At 44.3% G+C, this 16603-nt stretch carries 12 protein-coding genes; 6 read left to right on the top strand and 6 right to left on the bottom strand.

The window, feature by feature from the left end; genetic code table 11:
* The first annotated feature begins 43 nt into the window (after positions 1-43).
* The 4 genes from glgB to ACHUFI_RS01270 all read left to right on the top strand — a co-directional run bounded on the left by glgB (position 44) and on the right by ACHUFI_RS01270 (position 6546).
* Positions 44-2224, top strand: a complete 2181-nt coding sequence (glgB, locus tag ACHUFI_RS01285; protein ID WP_394246338.1) for a 1,4-alpha-glucan branching protein GlgB — start codon at positions 44-46, stop codon at positions 2222-2224.
* 112 nt (positions 2225-2336) lie between these two features.
* Entirely contained in the window at positions 2337-2657 is a 321-nt protein-coding gene (locus ACHUFI_RS01280) for a CHASE3 domain-containing protein (RefSeq protein WP_394246337.1), read from the top strand.
* Between the two features lie 293 nt (positions 2658-2950).
* Positions 2951-4279 carry a methyl-accepting chemotaxis protein gene (locus ACHUFI_RS01275; protein WP_394246336.1) on the top strand — a complete coding sequence of 443 codons (1329 nt, stop codon included), beginning with the start codon at positions 2951-2953 and terminating at the stop codon, positions 4277-4279.
* Positions 4280-4476: 197 nt separating this feature from the next.
* A complete protein-coding gene (locus tag ACHUFI_RS01270) occupies positions 4477-6546 on the top strand; it encodes an alpha-amylase (RefSeq protein WP_394246334.1) in 2070 nt (689 codons plus the stop codon).
* Between the two features lie 31 nt (positions 6547-6577).
* On the opposite strand, the gene ACHUFI_RS01265 is transcribed toward ACHUFI_RS01270, so the two are convergent.
* Positions 6578-7039, bottom strand: a complete 462-nt coding sequence (locus ACHUFI_RS01265; RefSeq protein ID WP_394246332.1) for a hypothetical protein — start codon at positions 7037-7039, stop codon at positions 6578-6580.
* A 264-nt stretch (positions 7040-7303) separates the two neighbouring features.
* On the opposite strand from ACHUFI_RS01265, the gene ACHUFI_RS01260 reads away from it, so the two are divergent.
* Together ACHUFI_RS01260 and ACHUFI_RS01255 are read left to right on the top strand one after the other, a co-directional pair.
* Positions 7304-9571, top strand: coding sequence for a hypothetical protein (locus tag ACHUFI_RS01260; RefSeq protein WP_394246331.1), 2268 nt, complete (start codon positions 7304-7306; stop codon positions 9569-9571).
* A 70-nt stretch (positions 9572-9641) separates the two neighbouring features.
* The gene (locus ACHUFI_RS01255; RefSeq protein WP_394246329.1) at positions 9642-10724 is read left to right on the top strand and encodes a hypothetical protein; all 1083 of its coding nucleotides are present in this window, start codon (positions 9642-9644) and stop codon (positions 10722-10724) included.
* Between the two features lie 10 nt (positions 10725-10734).
* Here ACHUFI_RS01255 and ACHUFI_RS01250 read toward each other — a convergent pair whose 3' ends face one another.
* The 5 genes from ACHUFI_RS01250 to ACHUFI_RS01230 form a co-directional block, all read right to left on the bottom strand.
* Entirely contained in the window at positions 10735-11436 is a 702-nt protein-coding gene (locus ACHUFI_RS01250) for a hypothetical protein (RefSeq protein ID WP_394246327.1), read from the bottom strand.
* Entirely contained in the window at positions 11418-13169 is a 1752-nt protein-coding gene (locus ACHUFI_RS01245) for an ABC transporter substrate-binding protein (RefSeq protein WP_394246325.1), read from the bottom strand. Before ACHUFI_RS01245 ends, ACHUFI_RS01250 begins: the two co-directional genes overlap by 19 nt.
* A gap of 120 nt (positions 13170-13289) precedes the next feature.
* Positions 13290-14129, bottom strand: a complete 840-nt coding sequence (locus tag ACHUFI_RS01240) for an energy-coupling factor transporter transmembrane component T family protein (RefSeq protein ID WP_394246323.1) — start codon at positions 14127-14129, stop codon at positions 13290-13292.
* A complete protein-coding gene (locus ACHUFI_RS01235) occupies positions 14126-15835 on the bottom strand; it encodes an ABC transporter ATP-binding protein (RefSeq protein ID WP_394246322.1) in 1710 nt (569 codons plus the stop codon). The genes ACHUFI_RS01240 and ACHUFI_RS01235 overlap by 4 nt, the downstream gene beginning before the upstream one ends.
* A gap of 7 nt (positions 15836-15842) precedes the next feature.
* Positions 15843-16391 carry an ECF-type riboflavin transporter substrate-binding protein gene (locus ACHUFI_RS01230; protein WP_394246321.1) on the bottom strand — a complete coding sequence of 183 codons (549 nt, stop codon included), beginning with the start codon at positions 16389-16391 and terminating at the stop codon, positions 15843-15845.
* Between the last annotated feature and the right edge of the window lie 212 nt (positions 16392-16603).

The raw sequence follows: 16603 nt of genomic DNA, 5'->3' as shown, positions 1-16603 counted from the left end.
TTTTGTATAGTATTTTTTGGATGTTTGGTTAGGGAGAAAGGTTTTGGAAACAAGTGTGATTTCAAAGCAAAAACAAATATATACCCAACTGTCTCAGGCTTCGTTTGCTGACCCGTTTTCATTTATTGGCCCGTACATTCCTTCGGATGACGGCGCACTACGTGTATGGATCCCAGGTGCAGACAAAGTCGAGTTAGTTATTGATAACGAACCTCGTGTAGAACTAGAACGCGACGGTGATAGTGGCTTTATTTTGAAGCAGCAACGTGACCTGCGTTTTACCCACTATCAGCTAGCGGTAGATTGGGCCGGTGTTGAGCAACTCGTCGATGACCCATATCAGTATCACGAGCTATATGTAGGCTACGATGAGTTGCATACGCCAAAAGATATGTACCATCATATGGGGGCACAATTTGTCACATTAGAACGCGACGGGAAGGTGATTTCTGGTACGCGTTTTCTTGTTTATGCACCTCATGCTACGGCTGCAAGTTTAGTGGGCAACTTCAACTCATGGGATGGCCGCCGTCATCCAATGCAGCGTTTAGATTATGGTATTTGGGGACTGTTCATTCCTAACTTGGAAGAAGGTGCTCAATACAAGTTCGAGCTAAAAGGACCGAATGGGGAAGGCTTACCTCATAAAGCGGATCCTTGGGGCTTTTACTCCGAGCAATACCCGTCATTTTCATCAGTGACTTACGATCACGACCGTTATGACTGGCAAGATACACAGTGGCAAACTCGCCCGGTAACGGAAAAGCGCAAAGAAGCGCTATCATTCTATGAGCTTCATGCTGGTTCATGGAAGCGTGATGCCAATGGTGACTTCCTAAACTACCGTGAATTGGCAGCGGAGCTCATTCCTTACTTGTCAGAAATGGGCTATACGCACGTTGAACTAATGCCTGTATCAGAGCACCCGTTTTATGGTTCATGGGGTTATCAGCCAGTAGGTCTGTTTGCACCAACAAGCCGCTTTGGCAGCCCTGATGACTTCAAATACTTCGTTGATAAATGTCACCAAGCTGGGCTTGGCGTTGTACTCGATTGGGTGCCTGCGCACTTCCCTTCAGACGATCACGGTTTAGCGAATTTTGATGGCACTCCATTGTTCCATGACCCAGATCCTCGCCGTGGTTGGCATCAAGATTGGAACTCATACATTTATGACTTGGGTCGTGAGCATGTGCGTCGCTTTTTAGTGTCTAACTCTTTGTATTGGTTTGAACAATTCCACATCGATGGGATCCGTGTGGATGCGGTTGCGTCAATGTTATACCTTGATTACTCACGCAGCCATGATCAATGGGTTCCGAACGTCGATGGTGGTAACGAGAATTACGATGCAATCGCAACGTTGAAATGGATGAATGAAGAAGTTTACAAACATTTCCCTAATGCGATGACCATTGCGGAAGAGTCGACAGCATTTCCAGGTGTGTCAGCCCCCACTTTCATGGGAGGCCTAGGATTTGGCTTCAAATGGAATATGGGCTGGATGCACGATAGTCTCTCTTATATTCAAGAGGACCCAATCAATCGTAAGTACCATCACGATACCATCACATTCCCATTAGTATATGCACACAGTGAAAACTATGTATTGTCGTTATCGCATGATGAAGTGGTGTATGGGAAAGGTTCAATTCACAACAAGATGCCGGGCGATGAGTGGCAGCAAACCGCCAATTTACGTGCTTATATGGGCTATATGTATGCTCAACCGGGCAAGAAGTTGAACTTTATGGGAGCGGAGTTTGGCCAAACGGCTGAATGGAATCACGATGATCAGCTGCAATGGTTCTTACTAGATTATGAACGCCATCAAGGGGTTCAGAAGTTAACTAAAGATCTAAATCACCTGTACCGCTCACAGCCAGCGATGCACGATCTCGACTTTGATCCAAAAGGTTTCGAGTGGCGTTTGCAAGACTCTGCTGAAGCGAGCGTTTTAGCGCATGAACGAATTAGCGAATCGGGTGAGCGAGTATTGGTTATCTCTAACTTTACACCAGTGCCGCATGAAGCATTCCGCTTAGGCGTCCCATTGGCGGGTACGTATCAACTGCTTCTGAATACAGATGACGCGCAATACAACGGCAGTCACTTCGCAGTGGACACTTCAATTGAAACTGAGATGATTGAAAGTGAAGGGTTAGAGCAATCTCTATTGCTCAAGCTACCACCACTTTCGACTGTGTTCTATAAACTGAAATGATGTTAGCGCAGTAAATGAAAAGAGAGCCATTGAGCTCTCTTTTTTATTCCCCTTATAACGGTATGATGCATGGTTGACACTTAACCGTGTGGTGTTTCGTATTTAGGGGGGTATGTTGGATCGCTTGTCTATAGGTTGGAAAATCCGATCAGGCTTTGGTGTTTGTCTGCTATTTTTTGCTGTTTCTGGGTTTGTTAATTACAAGGGAATGACTTCTGCTTCTGATAACTTTCGCCACTTCGGTGAGCTGTCTTATGAGTTAACAATCGCTGACCGTATCCAAGCTAACTTCCTTAAGGCACGTATTAGCGCGAAAAGCTATTTGGAATCGCATGATGATTCGGATTTGGAGAGTTATGAGCGTCGTTCTGCCTTTACGAAAACTCTGATCAATGAAGATCTTGAAGATACTGGCTCAGAAGAAAGGTACTAGAGGATATTCTCGCTGAAGTCATCACCTATGATACTCAATTTAGAAAGTTGGCTACGGATATTAAGTTAGTCGATCAGGCGACTTATGTTGATATGGCAAAGATCGAAACACAAGCATTACATGATTTAGAGTCCATTATCGAGCATGCTCACAAGGTGAAAAACTCAGACATGGAGTATTACTCGGCTTTGTTGATGGAAAAATTCTTGTAAGCCAAAATATCGGTATCGAATTTCCTTCATAATGAAAAAGAGCATCCTTTTACGAAAACTCGCGCATTTTTCAAAGATGATTTGCCTAAATTAGAGCAAAAGCTGATGCCAGCCGTTGATAATGAAAAAATGGCGAACCTTGTCTCTGACTTCAAAATTCAGAGAACATTATTCGTCGGGATCTTCGAGAATGTCGTAGAACTACGAGAAGAAGAAAAACAGCTTAAACTCGCACTTTCTGAATCCGGTGTTCATATCTCAGAAGAGATAGAAGCACTAAAGTTGTCTTCTGTTTTTGAGCAAGGTCAACTGATACCTAAGCTACAAGCGAGCAAAGAGCGCACGATTGAAATCATTTTAGTGTTGGCGGTTTTGGCGATCTCTGCTGGCTGCTTCTGCGCTTTTGTGGTCAACCGTTCTATTTCTCAGGGTATCGCTAAAGTGAAGAGAATTTCATCAGAACTAGCGAAAGGTAATTTGGCCGTAGAAGTCGAAGAGATGGGTAAAGATGAAATTGGGCTCCTTCTCGCCAATATGAAAGAAACCATCACGTCACTACGAGATATCGTAAAACAAGTGAACATGTCTTGTGAAAAAGTGGGTGATATGTCGGAAGAACTGTCGGTGATTACCACTACAACAAGTCATTCTTCAACCGCTTTACAGCAAGAAATGGAGCAAATATCGGCTTCTATTTTGCAACTTTCAGCGAGTACTGAGGAAATCGCAACCAGTGCTACAAATGCGTCTCAGTTTAATACTGAAGTAACAAGCAGTGTGGATTCTGGGCTTGGTGAAGTGAAGAAGACGCTAGAGCAAATTGGTGCAGCAGAGCATGAGATGGAAACCAGCTCTGCGCAAATTAAAGCGCTTTATCAAGAATCGATGAACATAGGCTCTATTCTGGAGACGATTCAAGGCGTGGCGGAGCAAACGAACTTACTCGCCCTTAATGCCGCAATTGAAGCAGCCCGTGCTGGTGATCAAGGACGAGGTTTTGCCGTTGTCGCTGATGAAGTTCGAACTTTGGCACAACGAACTCAAGATGCAACCGGGCAGATTGAATCGTTGATTCACTCATTACAAAGTGGTGCAGAATCGGCGATGAATGCCATCTCTAAAAGTCATCAAACTGTGTCGGGAGCAGCAGTGCAGGCGAATTCTGCAGCTGAAAACTTACAGTCGGTCAATGGTACGATTAATGATCTAAGTGGTATTAATCTACAAATTGCCGCTGCGGTGGAAGAGCAAAGTATGGTTATAAATGGTGTGAGTGATAACGTGAACGAGACCAATAATATTAGCCGAGCGAATAGTGAATCTGTTGACAGTATTTCGACCTCGGCTCAAGAGCTATCGGCCGTGGCGCAGCATTTAGACCAACAAATGAAACGTTTTAAAACGGTTTAAGCAATGACATTAGATTGTTTTCTTGCAACCTAGCTTCGGCTAGGTTTTTTTTCTACGCCCCCCAAATTATCTCTCATCCGGCAAAGTGTGATAGCCGCCAAATAACAGGGATGAGAGGCCTAGAATGATGTGCCGATGGAAGTGAACTCATAAGATAAACCAATGTATGGAATAACATTTGGATATCAGGATAGCTTATGAAAATCACACCCACGCTTTGTGGCTTAGCGCTTGTTTCTGCGACATCTGCGTTAGCTTCTCCAACACTGACCATTTCAACGACAACAAACAGCCGTGATTTCCCCTTAACGGGAGATACACCGCTTGTTTTGCCACTTGCGAAAGACAGCTACACTGTTCAGGTTTCAGGTATCGAAGGGCAATGTGCTGGCAGTGAAGTCTCTTCGCTTAAATTCAACAAGCCTGTGGCTCTGGCGTGTGGTGAGCTTACTGATCTCTCAATGAAAATTCGATTCTCTGGAGATTACGCGTTTCATTACGATGAAGAGTCCCAATCACTTACTCTAAAACGAGAAAAGAAAAAAACAGCCAAAAAAGAGTTCAAGCGCCCACTCCCTAAGGTTCAATGTCAGAAATTTTCAGCAGGTGAAAAACTCATCTCTTTAGGCGATACCTATCCTGATGGAACCATGCTGAAGGAACTGTTTAGCGAGCAAATCGTCGAAGTGGTGGGTGGAAAAGTGACGATTACTCTTGATGGGAAAAATGGAGGATTAATCGCGCTTGAGCCTGTGACCGTAAAAGATGAAGTAAAGACATCAGGTACATTTGACTATCGTAATGCCAATATTTATTTCGTGATGGTTGATCGCTTTAATAATGCCAACCCGACCAATGATGGTAGCTACGGCCGGAAAAAGGACGGAAAAGATGAAGTGGGGACTTTCCATGGCGGCGACCTGCAAGGAGTCATTGAGAAACTCGATTACATACAAAGCCTAGGAACCGATGCGATTTGGTTATCACCCATCGTTGAACAAGTGCACGGCTTTGTCGGCGGCGGTGATAGCGGTTCGTTTCCTTTTTATGCCTACCATGGCTACTGGACGAGAGATTTTACTAAAATTGATGAGAGCTTCGGTGATGATCAAGACTTAGCCACATTAGTGAAAGAAGCTCATCGTCGAGGTATCCGAGTATTGCTTGATGCCGTGATTAACCATTCTGGATACTCTACTTTAGCTGACTTGCAATTTGACCAAATCAATGTCATCAAAAACTCCGCGGCACTTCCTGAGAAGTGGGCCGATTGGGCTCCCAAGCAGGGGGAGCAAACTTGGCATAGTTTCCATCAACATATCGACTATCAAAGTAACCAGTGGAGCAATTGGTGGGGGGGCGACTGGGTTCGTACAGGATTACCGGGATATCCATCACCAGATAGCAGTGATACGACGATGTCACTTGCTGGGCTGCCTGACTTCCTGACGGAATCGGATAAAGTAGTGACGCCCCCTCAATGGCTACTCGATAACCCAGGGACGAGAGTCGTATCAAAACCGAATTACACGGTTTCTGATTATCTCATTGAATGGCAGTCTGATTGGGTAAAACGCTTTGGGATTGATGGTTTTCGTGTTGATACGGTTAAGCACGTTGAAGGCGATGTGTGGAAACGCTTGAAAGCATCGGCTTCGGAAAGTTTGGAATCGTGGCGCAAAGTTAATGGTAAAGAGGGGCAACCTTTTTGGATGATGGGGGAAGTATGGGGGCATTCCGCCTATCGTAGCCCGTATTTTGATGATGGGTTCGATGCGTTGATCAATTTTGATATGCAGAAAAAGTTGGATAAAGGGGCGGTCTGCTTCAGTCAAATGGCTGAGACTTATCAAAGTTACTCCAATTCAATTCAAGAATCGGATGATTTTAATCCGGTGAGCTACATGTCTTCCCATGATACGGAACTGTTCTTTAGTCGCTTCAAGTCATACTCTCTTCAAAAAAATGCAGCGAGTGCGTTATTGTTGAGCCCTGGCGCGATTCAAGTGTATTACGGCGATGAAGTTGGGCGAAACATTGGGCCGTATGCGGATGACTTTCATCAAGGAACTCGCTCAGATATGGTTTGGGAGCTGTCTAAGGAGAAGCAATCCTTGCTAGATCATTGGAAAGCGCTTGGTCAGTTTAGGCAGCGACACTCTGCGATTGGAGCGGGTGAGCATCGAGAACTTCCACAGAATAGTGGCTATGTATTTTCTAGAACTCATGGTGACGATAAGGTTGTCATCGGCTACTTTGGTAACTAAGTGGAATGTGTAGCTGGCACATTTGTGTCAGCTACTGATAATCAGACAGAATGAGGAATGAGCGCCCCAACACTTTTTCAAGTAAATCCCTATGGATGTCTCCAAAGTGAGTTTGGAGTAAGGTATCGAAGTTTCGAATTCCTTGCGTATTGAACTCTGCCGGAGATTCACTGTTCGCCGTAGACAAAATGAGGGCAATAGAGTGCCTAAATTCTTTGTGTTTAAAACTGGCATCCCACGATTTCACAAACGACTCTTCACTTTTGAAGCAAAGGTTCTTTATTAACACTGGTAGCAAGTGACCCTTTAGCACTTTCAAGAAATCATTGACGCTTGGGAAATAGCCCTGCAACGTCGACTGCCTTACATTCAGCTCTTTCCCTAATCGGGCATAAGTAATCGCTCTGAATCCTTCTTCAAAAAATATTCGTCGAATCATCGAGCTATAAATTTCAAAATTTTCATTTTTCTTTTCTTGTGTAATGCGAGCCATAAGTGACCAAAAAGTCTAAATGGTATTATACGGTGTGTCATTCCATTGGTGGTTTGCAAACTTTTTGCTCTAACCAAGCGAGGGAGTTTTATTGAAAAGGCTTGATCTATAGCAATGAGTGGCATTCTTTTTATAAATCTTTTTGTCATTTTTGAAGTGAACCAAGAAAGATAATTAAAATAAATCTAACCTTGCAAATTCATTTGCGCTGCAAATGTAAATTCAGTTGCGTCTTTTGGCTTCATTGATATCAAGGATTGTTATATGAACAAAAAAATATTGGCGGTAGCGATAGCGTCTGTTGTTGGGGTTGCAGGTTGTGGGGGAGGTGATGACTCTTCATCATCAGACACATCGGCAAGCAGCTCTAGCTTTTCTGGTACGGTAAATAAAGGGATCGTTTCCAACGGGAGCGTTGAAATCTGTGACGCATTTGACGATACAGGTTGTATTGAAGCGGACAGCAGTTTCTATCAAACGACGACTACCAATGATTCTGGGAGCTATGAGGTTACAGGTGCGCCCCTGAACACGCCGATCATGGTTATCGTATCGAAAACTGATGCGAATACCACGATGAAGTGTGACCTTTCGGCCTGTGATGCCACTGACGAAACCGCTAATACTGCCGATGACGCAGCGTTTGGCGAAAGTTTTGAAGTGCCGGATGGTTGGACTCTAAAGACGATCATTCCATCAGCGACTGAAGGCACAACGACAGTGAACGTTACTTCGTTGACTGATATTGCTGCAGAAGAAGCGATTGAAGCCGGTGGTAGCAGCGGCGTGACTGAAGCCATCGTGACAAACGCTAATAAAGCGATTCAAGAAGCGTTCGGGATCACGACGTCAATCACTGAAACTGGAGGCGTTGATTTAACGGATCCTGAAGCTCTGAGTGAGGCTTCAGCAGAAGAAATTGCCGCCGCTACCTATTCAGCTTCATTGTTGGATGCAACCGATGAAGAAAAAGATGTTTTGGTAACACTGGATAGCGAAGGTGGATACACGGTAAGCACGACTGACGTAGATGCTGTTTTAACTGAGTCTGCAACTTTGATGACGACGGTTCAAGACGAAGCAAATGAGTCGTTACCAGAAGACGAACAAATTGATTTAACAGAGGCTGTTCAACTCGTGGACGCTGTAGAGCCTCCTGAAGAAGTTGAGCCTACACCACCTGAGAATAATGACGAAATTGTCGCTGCTAAAGCATTTATTTCTGATGTACGTACAGCTTATAACTCGGTTCAAGATGAAGGCGACTTAGCAACCGGTTTGGATGATTTTTCTACCGAATTGGAAGCGTTTGATGAACTGGTATCAGACGACTCGGAAGTAATTGTTGAAAATATTGGTTTAGGTTTGGAGGCGATTGCCGAAGCGTTTGAGGAGGCTGCGGCAGACGCAACGACTTACACGGCTGAAAATACCTTGGTTGTCGCAATCAATGGTAACACCTATACCGTTGATGACGATTCTAGAGGCTTAGATATTGTGGCTACTGCCACAACATTTGAAACACAGGAAACCGAAAATGATAACGGTCAATGCGAATCATACACGGTTGGCCAAACCTGTGAAGAAGATGGCACTTTTACAGCGGATGTGAACCTTGCTTTGACTACATTGATGGGCACGAGTGGTAATACGACGTTAAGTGGCGCAGGAACCGCTGTCTTAACTGGGTTCATGAATGAATGGACTTATGAGCACAGTGTGGTCGCTCTAGAGGGTGGCGCTAGATACACATGGTCTGAAACCGAGCAGTTTGATTTAACTGAGCTAAGTGTTGCGTTAACTCAGGCTGATCTCGACTACGTATCTGGTGACGATAACGTGTCATTTGATGGAGAACTTTCAATTTCTCTTGAAGGGCTTTCTTATGATGAATCTGGGTCTGACTCTAACGAGTTTTCCAATGACGGAACCGGTGAAAGCGCGCAAGAGCAAGAAGTATTTACGGCGAGTGCAATGGGACTGATGTTAGATGGCTCGATTTCGGTAAATGACAGTTCGGTAGGCTCATATTTAGACTTCTCTATTGCAAACCCTAGAGGGTATGTTCACACCTATGAGTTTAGTGACGCATGGAGTTGTGTTCAGAATGATTGCACCAACACATACGAAGAATCGGAAACTGAGGAAACGGCTGAAAACTTCGTAAACGCGTATTTAACCGCAAGAGTAACGACGGATTTAGTCGACGCAGAGAATAATGCGATGGCTGCATCTGTTGAACTCCAGGCGACGCGTGAAACTTATGAAATGGTCGAAGCGAGCCTTACTATTGAATACAACGGTGTAGATACCATTTTGGAAGCGGATATTGCTCTACATGAAGAGGAAGTGAATCCCGAGTTGACCATCCGTAATACATCCGGAGTCGTCGCAACGGTTATCGAAGGTAGCAATGATGAGTTGTCTGGCAACGTGACAGTTGGTGGCGTTCAAGCGGCATCGATAGAAGAAACGAATGATGGCCTAGTCCTAATTCGTTACACCGATGGTACATTCGAATCACTGTTCTAATTTGGTGAACCTTATAGCAGAGAAGCTTGTCTTCTCTGCTTTTTTTCCATGGAAGGAAAGTTACTAATTCATGTTGTCTTCTTTTGCTCTAACCACACTTAGCCTGCTTCCTATTAGTGTTAACCCCTCTTCTGATTGGCAGGTGAATACCCAAATATCGTCACTGTCTTACACAGAAAACAATTCAGTATATGATTTTGTCAAAGGTAACGAGTCGGATTATCAGCCCGGTGAAAACGCTTTTACCTATGATGAGTTTTCGATTTCCGCACAATATCAAGGCTTTGCGTTGTCGTTATTTTATCGGTATGAGTGGTTTCTAGATTACTCAGAAGATGCGATGGAGTTGTATGGTACGACGGTGAACGGAACACTTATTGATCCCAACCGTACCTATAATTTGTCATTGAAAACCAGCCATATTAATACCGAAGGGATACGGCTCGCCTATATGCACCAGTTTGAGAAGGTCAATTTTTATGTCGCTAGTGCCTATTTAAAGGCGAAGGAGTTGATGGATGGAGAAGCCAATGGTTACGCAGAATTAACAGGGAGCTGTGGTGATGGTTTGGAGTGCTACACCGGGGAGCTAGACTTGTCGTATACGTACAGTGAAGACGAGTTGTTTGACAGGCAAGTTGATGCACCAAAAAGTTTGTATGGCTACACATTTGACTTGGGGCTCGACTGGGCGATGAGTGATTCATGGTATGCGTCACTTTATGTTCAAGATGTATTCAGCGAGATATTATGGGATGAGTCACCTTATACCGACGCGAATGCGACGACATCTACGAGTAAAGTGGTTGATGGAAAAGTCAAAATTGAACCAACGATTACCGGTTACGAAGGGAATGAAGACTTTAAACAGCGCTTGCCAACCAAATATCAAATGGCCTTGAGCTATCAATTCGAACCTCAACACTTGGCGTACTTAAAGGGGTTTCATGCTTACGGCGCAACACTACTCCATGTCGGTTATCAGTATCAATTCTCAGGGAGTGTATGGGGAATAAAATTGTACCCAGAACAGGAAGCATTAGGGCTAGAGTTTCAACACCGCTATATGAACTTTTCGATCGCTTCTAAGCCGTTTGATTATCAAGAAAGTGAAGTGATTGAATTATCATTAGGCTTTCAATTTCCTTTCTAAATATCGCTAACTATCGAAACGAAATATTCACTTCACCACTGGTGATCATTGCGCTGATTTCAGATTGCAGCCGGGCAACCATCAGTGGTGTGATTTTCTTATTGCACGCAAGGTATTTAATGTCGGTCAGGAAGACAAAGGGGGTGTCTGTTAGTTTTACTTCTAATGAGTTAGCCAGTGTGTCGGCGGTACGTGTATCTGATAACCAGTAATCGACCGACTGGCGTTGAAGCATTTTGATCCCTTCGTCTAACCCTTCTGTGAGTTGGATATTGAACCCTTGCGCTCTTAGATCATTGGAGATGCTATATCCTTCATAGGAAACGATCTTATAGGGTTTTGCGTCGGACACAGTAAACAGCGTCGTAGGTTTCGGATCATTATGATAAAGCGCGTACTGACTGATTGCGATCGGACCGACCCAAATGAAATCCGCTTCTAATGTTTGAGAGCGCGCGACTGGGAAAGTACAGACATTCTGCTTAAGTTTGGCGGACTTTAAAGCTCGGCTTTTAGGGCTGAATTCAACGTCATACGTTAAATTGGCACGGTTGAATGCATCTATGATGATTTGATAGGTCGTCCCAAGATCAGGGTTAGACTCATTGTTTACGAATGGGGGCGCGTAGAAAGTGACAATACGAATATCACCAGCCGAAAGCTGGAAGCTAAAGCATAGCCCTAAAAGACAGACTATTTTTTTGAATTCCATACTTCATAGACCTCAGACAATGGCAGGGTGATACCTTGCGGTTGAACAGGGTTTTTAGGCCAGGGTGAACCTGGGCGATTTAGCCAAGTATTTGTTGGTTCAGCGATGGACAACCGAGGGCGGCACAATAAATCAGGGTTGTAGCGCAGGTTCTCTAAATGGGAATCAAATCGGAAAGACAGTTTGTTTAATACGGTTTGCGCGTCGATGTCTGAATACAGGTATTCTCCTATATGCTTCCACCACATGGCGGCCATTGTCGAATAGTCGGGGATGTTTACTCCTGACGGTGTCCAACTATGTTTTGCGTCGCTTTGATAAAATTCAACCAACCCCCCAAGTTGAGACGAGAGCTCACTGAAGCGTTTTGATTCAATATCAGAGTAGCGAATGGGCGTAAATCCGTTGAGCAGTTTATCGAAAGAAACCGTTTTAGAAACTGTGAATTGAGCGTAAAGCCAAGCCGCTTCTTGCTGCTTTTGAGGCGTGGATTTCAGGAATGTCCAAGAGCCAACGTCTTGGTATCCAGACTTCATTCCCGGCTTCCAATAGCGCCCTCTTGGAGAGGGGGCTAAGCGCCATAGAGGTTCGCCGTTTTCGTCGACGACTTTTGAATTGGGTGCATTCATGACTGGGATAAATGCGCTGTACCAGAATATCTGTTGCGCAACTTTTCCTTGTGCCAACCAATCTGCCGCGGTTCTAAATGTCAGCGATTTGGCTTCAGGTGGCGCATAAGTGTTGAGCCAATATTTGTATTTTTCAAGCGAGTAAACAGCTGCTGGACTGTTGAGAGCCCCACCTCGCGCAACACTAGCGCCTACCGGCATACACTCTTCGGCACGGATGCCCCAATCGCCAACTGGCAGCCCGCTTGGTAAACCGACATCATTCACCCCGGCTAAACTCAGCCAAGAATCAGAAATTCGCCAGCCTAAAGAGGGCTCATACTTCCCGTAATCGAAGTGCCCCCAAATTCTTTCTCCATCGATTTCTTTCACATCTTCTGTAAAGAATTTCGCGATATCTTCGTACGCCGACCAATTCTGCGGTACCGCCAGCGGATAGCCGTATCGCTTTTCAAACTTGGCTTGAATATCGCTTCGACTGAACCAGTCATGTCGATACCAATACAAGTTGGCAAACTGTTGAGATGGAAGTTGATAGACTACGCCATCTGAATCTTTAACAAATTCCAAGCCAATAAAATCATTAATTTCGAGAGTGGGGAGCGTCAGTGATTTCCACTCTCGGAGAATATAGTGGGAAATCGGCACTACTTTTTGACTGCGGATATGGGTGCCAATGAAGTCTGAGTCATTCACATAGGCGTCGTAGATGTTGACGCCTGTGGTCATCTGCAGTTGTAGGCGTTTAACGAGATCATCTTCCCCAACAATTTCATGAATGACTTGAATGCCAGTGAGTTGAGTAAACTGCCGAGCCAGTTGAGAGGCTTCGTATCTATGGGTTGGAATATCTTCAGAAATAACGGTGACTTTCATGCCTTTGTAGGGCTTGGCTGCGTTTCTGAACCACTCTAGTTCTTGCTGCCGCTTTTGAGCCGATAAGGTGGAATTTGGAAACGCATCAACGAATTGAGTTAAAGCGGTTTCAGCTTGGGCTGGTGTTAGATGACTGAAAACCAAAAGAGTAAGGGCACCCAGAAATGACGATATTCCCTTCGAACCAAACAGAGACGAATGCGTCGTTTTACTGTGGAGTTTCGTCATGTACACCTCGTTAGGAAACGAATGAGCCTTTAAAGCAAAAGTTTAGTACATATTCTGACGTTGAGGTGGGCAGGAAATAGAAGTATGCCGCTGAGACCAGCGGCATATGAAATAGATAGTTTACAATGGATACCAGAATAACTGCGTTTCGTAGAGTCGCTTAAGCACCGCCAAAATTACAATAACCCCAATCAACGAAAGTGCCACGATGTCCGCTTTTTTTAGAGGAGATTGGCTAAACCATGTACGTGATTGGTGACGACCAAACCCTCTCAGTGTCATAGCATTAGAAATCTCATCGGCTCTATCTAAACTTGAAAATATCAGCGGCCCGAGAACCTTAGCCACATTTTTCATGCGTTTGAATAAAGGCGCTTTTTTGGAGAGATCTACGCCTCTCGCTTGTTGAGCGTGCATGATATTAACGAAGTCTTTTTTTACTTCTGGCAAGTAACGTAGGGTTAGGCTAACGGCATACGCAATCTTATAAGGCACACCCAATCGATTTAAGCTCGCAGCAAACTCTGTTGGGTGCGTGGTGAATACAAACACCAAAGCAATAGGGAACATGCTGAAATACTTGAGGGTGACCGTGACCAAATAAAACAAAGTCTCTTGGCTGAGCGAGTAATTGCCCGGAAGTGTTAAAAGTATATGTTCACTACCAATGAGCTGTTGCCCTTGAGTGGGCGCGAGCAGGTACATAAAGAGCGCATTTAGCGTCAGCACGCTGGCCGTGCCGATGAGCAGTGGCTTATACACTCGAAATGGTACTTTGGTCATACGTAGCAACAGTAGCCCTGTCGCTATCAATACTATGATTTGGCGAAGATCAAACGTTGTCAGCACGACGGTCACCCAAGCAAGAAACAGAGCAAACTTGGTAATACCATTGAGTGCGTGCAGCGGCGATTTAGTATCGATATAGCTGATGCCAAATTTTACTTTAGAGGCATTCATGATAGGCCTACTGGGGTAGTTTGGCTCTCGTGATTAATGAAGTGTTGCATAAACAGGTTTGGTTGGTTTATTTGCATTTTTATCGCTAATTCAAGCAAGCTAGTAGTAGACAGATTTGCCTTTTCCAAAAGATCTGGCTGGCAAAACACGTCGGTCATTGGGGCGTTAGCAATCAGCTTACTATCCGCTATCACAATGGATCGGGTTGTGTACTCCAGCACTAAATGCATATCATGGGAAATTATTACTACAGTGATGCCTAATTCTCGGTTTAGCTTCTGAATAAATCCAAGCATCGAGGTGTAGTTGCGATAATCTTGACCAGCTGTAGGTTCATCGAGAATAAGAAGTTGAGGCTCTAGAACTAAGATTGATGCGATAGTCACTCGCTTTTTTTGTCCGTAGCTTAATGCTTCGATAGGCCAGTGACGGAATTTACTTAAGCCGCACAACTCAAGAACGGATCCAACTTTTTCAGTGATTGCGGACTCTTCTAGCCCTCGGTTACGCAGGCCAAAAGCTACCTCGTCAAAAATCATATGATGTGAAATCATGTGATTTGGGTTTTGCATTACCACCCCAACCTTTTGGCTACGCTCAAAGATAGATAAAGTGCTGAGGTCTACGCCTTCTAAGTGAATGCTTCCAGAGTCCTGCTCTAATACACCCATGACCAGTTTGGTAATGGTGGATTTACCAGAACCGTTCTTACCAAGAATCGAAACAAACTCACCTTTGCCGACACTAAAAGTGACGTCTTCTAGCGCATTCTTTTCGCCGTCATAAGAGTAGGTCAGCCCTTTTACGTCAAGTAAAGTCGACGTAGTTTCGATTTGGTGGCGTGCCGGCATGGAATCAAACCACGTTTTGACGCTCGGTTTGTATTTTTCAAAATTAAGTTGCTCGAATTTCGCCAGTTGGTCATTGCTGTCTATTGGCGCTTGGGCAGCTTTTAAGGTCGACAGGTACAAAGGCTCGCGAATACCGTGAACTTCTAAAAGGTCAGAAGCAAGCAAAGCGTTTGGCGTGGTATCTGCGACAATCTCGCCTTTTTCCATCAGAATAATTCGGTCGACATCTCGGTGTAAGACATCTTCGAGCCGATGTTCAATGATGATGATGGTTTTACCGGTTTCTTGATGAAGCTGATCAATGATTTCGATAGTGGCTTTGCCCGTCATTGGATCTAGGCTAGCTAACGGCTCATCGAACAACAAAGTGTCGACATCATCGACCAAAATACCTGCGAGCGATACTCGCTGTTTTTGGCCGCCGGAAAGGTCATGCGGAGAGCGTTCGAGCATCTCTTCTAAGTCGACCATTTTTGCTGTCGACTTAACAAGCGGGTACATATCAAGGTTGGACATCAGCTGATTTTCTAAAGCAAAGGCAATGTCTTCGCCTATGCTCAAGCCGACAAATTGGCTGTCGGTATCTTGTAATACGGTGCCGACTTGTTCGGTAAACTTATGCATGTCCAACGTCGAGGCGTTGTGCTCGTTAAGCTCAAGTTTGCCAGAAACCTCACCTTTAATAGCATGAGGGATCAATCCGTTGAGACATTGCCCAAGTGTTGATTTACCACTTCCGCTTGGGCCAATAATGACGATTTTCTCTCCTTTCTCTATCCTTAGATCGATATTCTTTAACGTCGGTTTATCCAGCGACTCATATCTAAAAGAGAAGTTCGAAAATTCAATGGTCATTAAATGCTTATGCCTCAGTTAGGTTTCGGCTTTGCTTATTGCGCTTTGCAACAGATTTCAAAATTAAGAAACCCACTACTGCGATAAGCACTGTATTACCTGCGGCAATGATAGAAAGCTGTGTGAATACTTTGGTGAACGGTTCTGCGTAAAGGATAGTATCTAAGAAAGCAGAACAACCGTAACCAAAAACATTACCGGCAAGGGCCAGTAAAACAAAGAGCATGAAGTCTTTCATTGGTAGCTCTCCCTGTTCTAGGCGACGTTTTGTCATCGCCGGGAAAAAGCCCATTACTAAACCTACGATACCTGAACCTAAAACCCATGTTAGCCATACGCCCCAACCTGCGAAAAGATCCGTTACCCAGTGGCCAATAAAGCCAACTAAAAAACCTACCAAAGGACCAAACAGTACTGAGAACAAAGCAAGTACAGCCATTGCTGGCTTAAGTGTTGTATTGGCGAATACAGGTACACCAAACATTGGTAAACCACCGATACCATAAAGAGCTGCACCGATCGCGATAACAACGACCGTTTTGGCTGAAAGATTCATAAATAACCTCAAGTACTGAAAGATAATGTCTTTTAAAGAACAGGAATATAGACCCAGTGTTATTCGCCATTATTAGTAAAATGCTTATTAAGAGTGTTTTTTAGGCAAATAACAAAAATAAGGCGCGAATTATACAGTAGAACTGATCATTAAGGAAAGTTATGTGTCTGGATGTCTAAATACTCCATGTGTCATGAATACCAGACAGTATC

Origin of the sequence: Vibrio profundi, from assembly GCF_043642225.1 — a bacterium.
GTDB classification, from domain to species: domain Bacteria; phylum Pseudomonadota; class Gammaproteobacteria; order Enterobacterales; family Vibrionaceae; genus Vibrio; species Vibrio profundi_A.
Note: the sequence above shows the minus strand (reverse complement) of the source record. Positions and strands in the feature narration are given on the sequence as shown.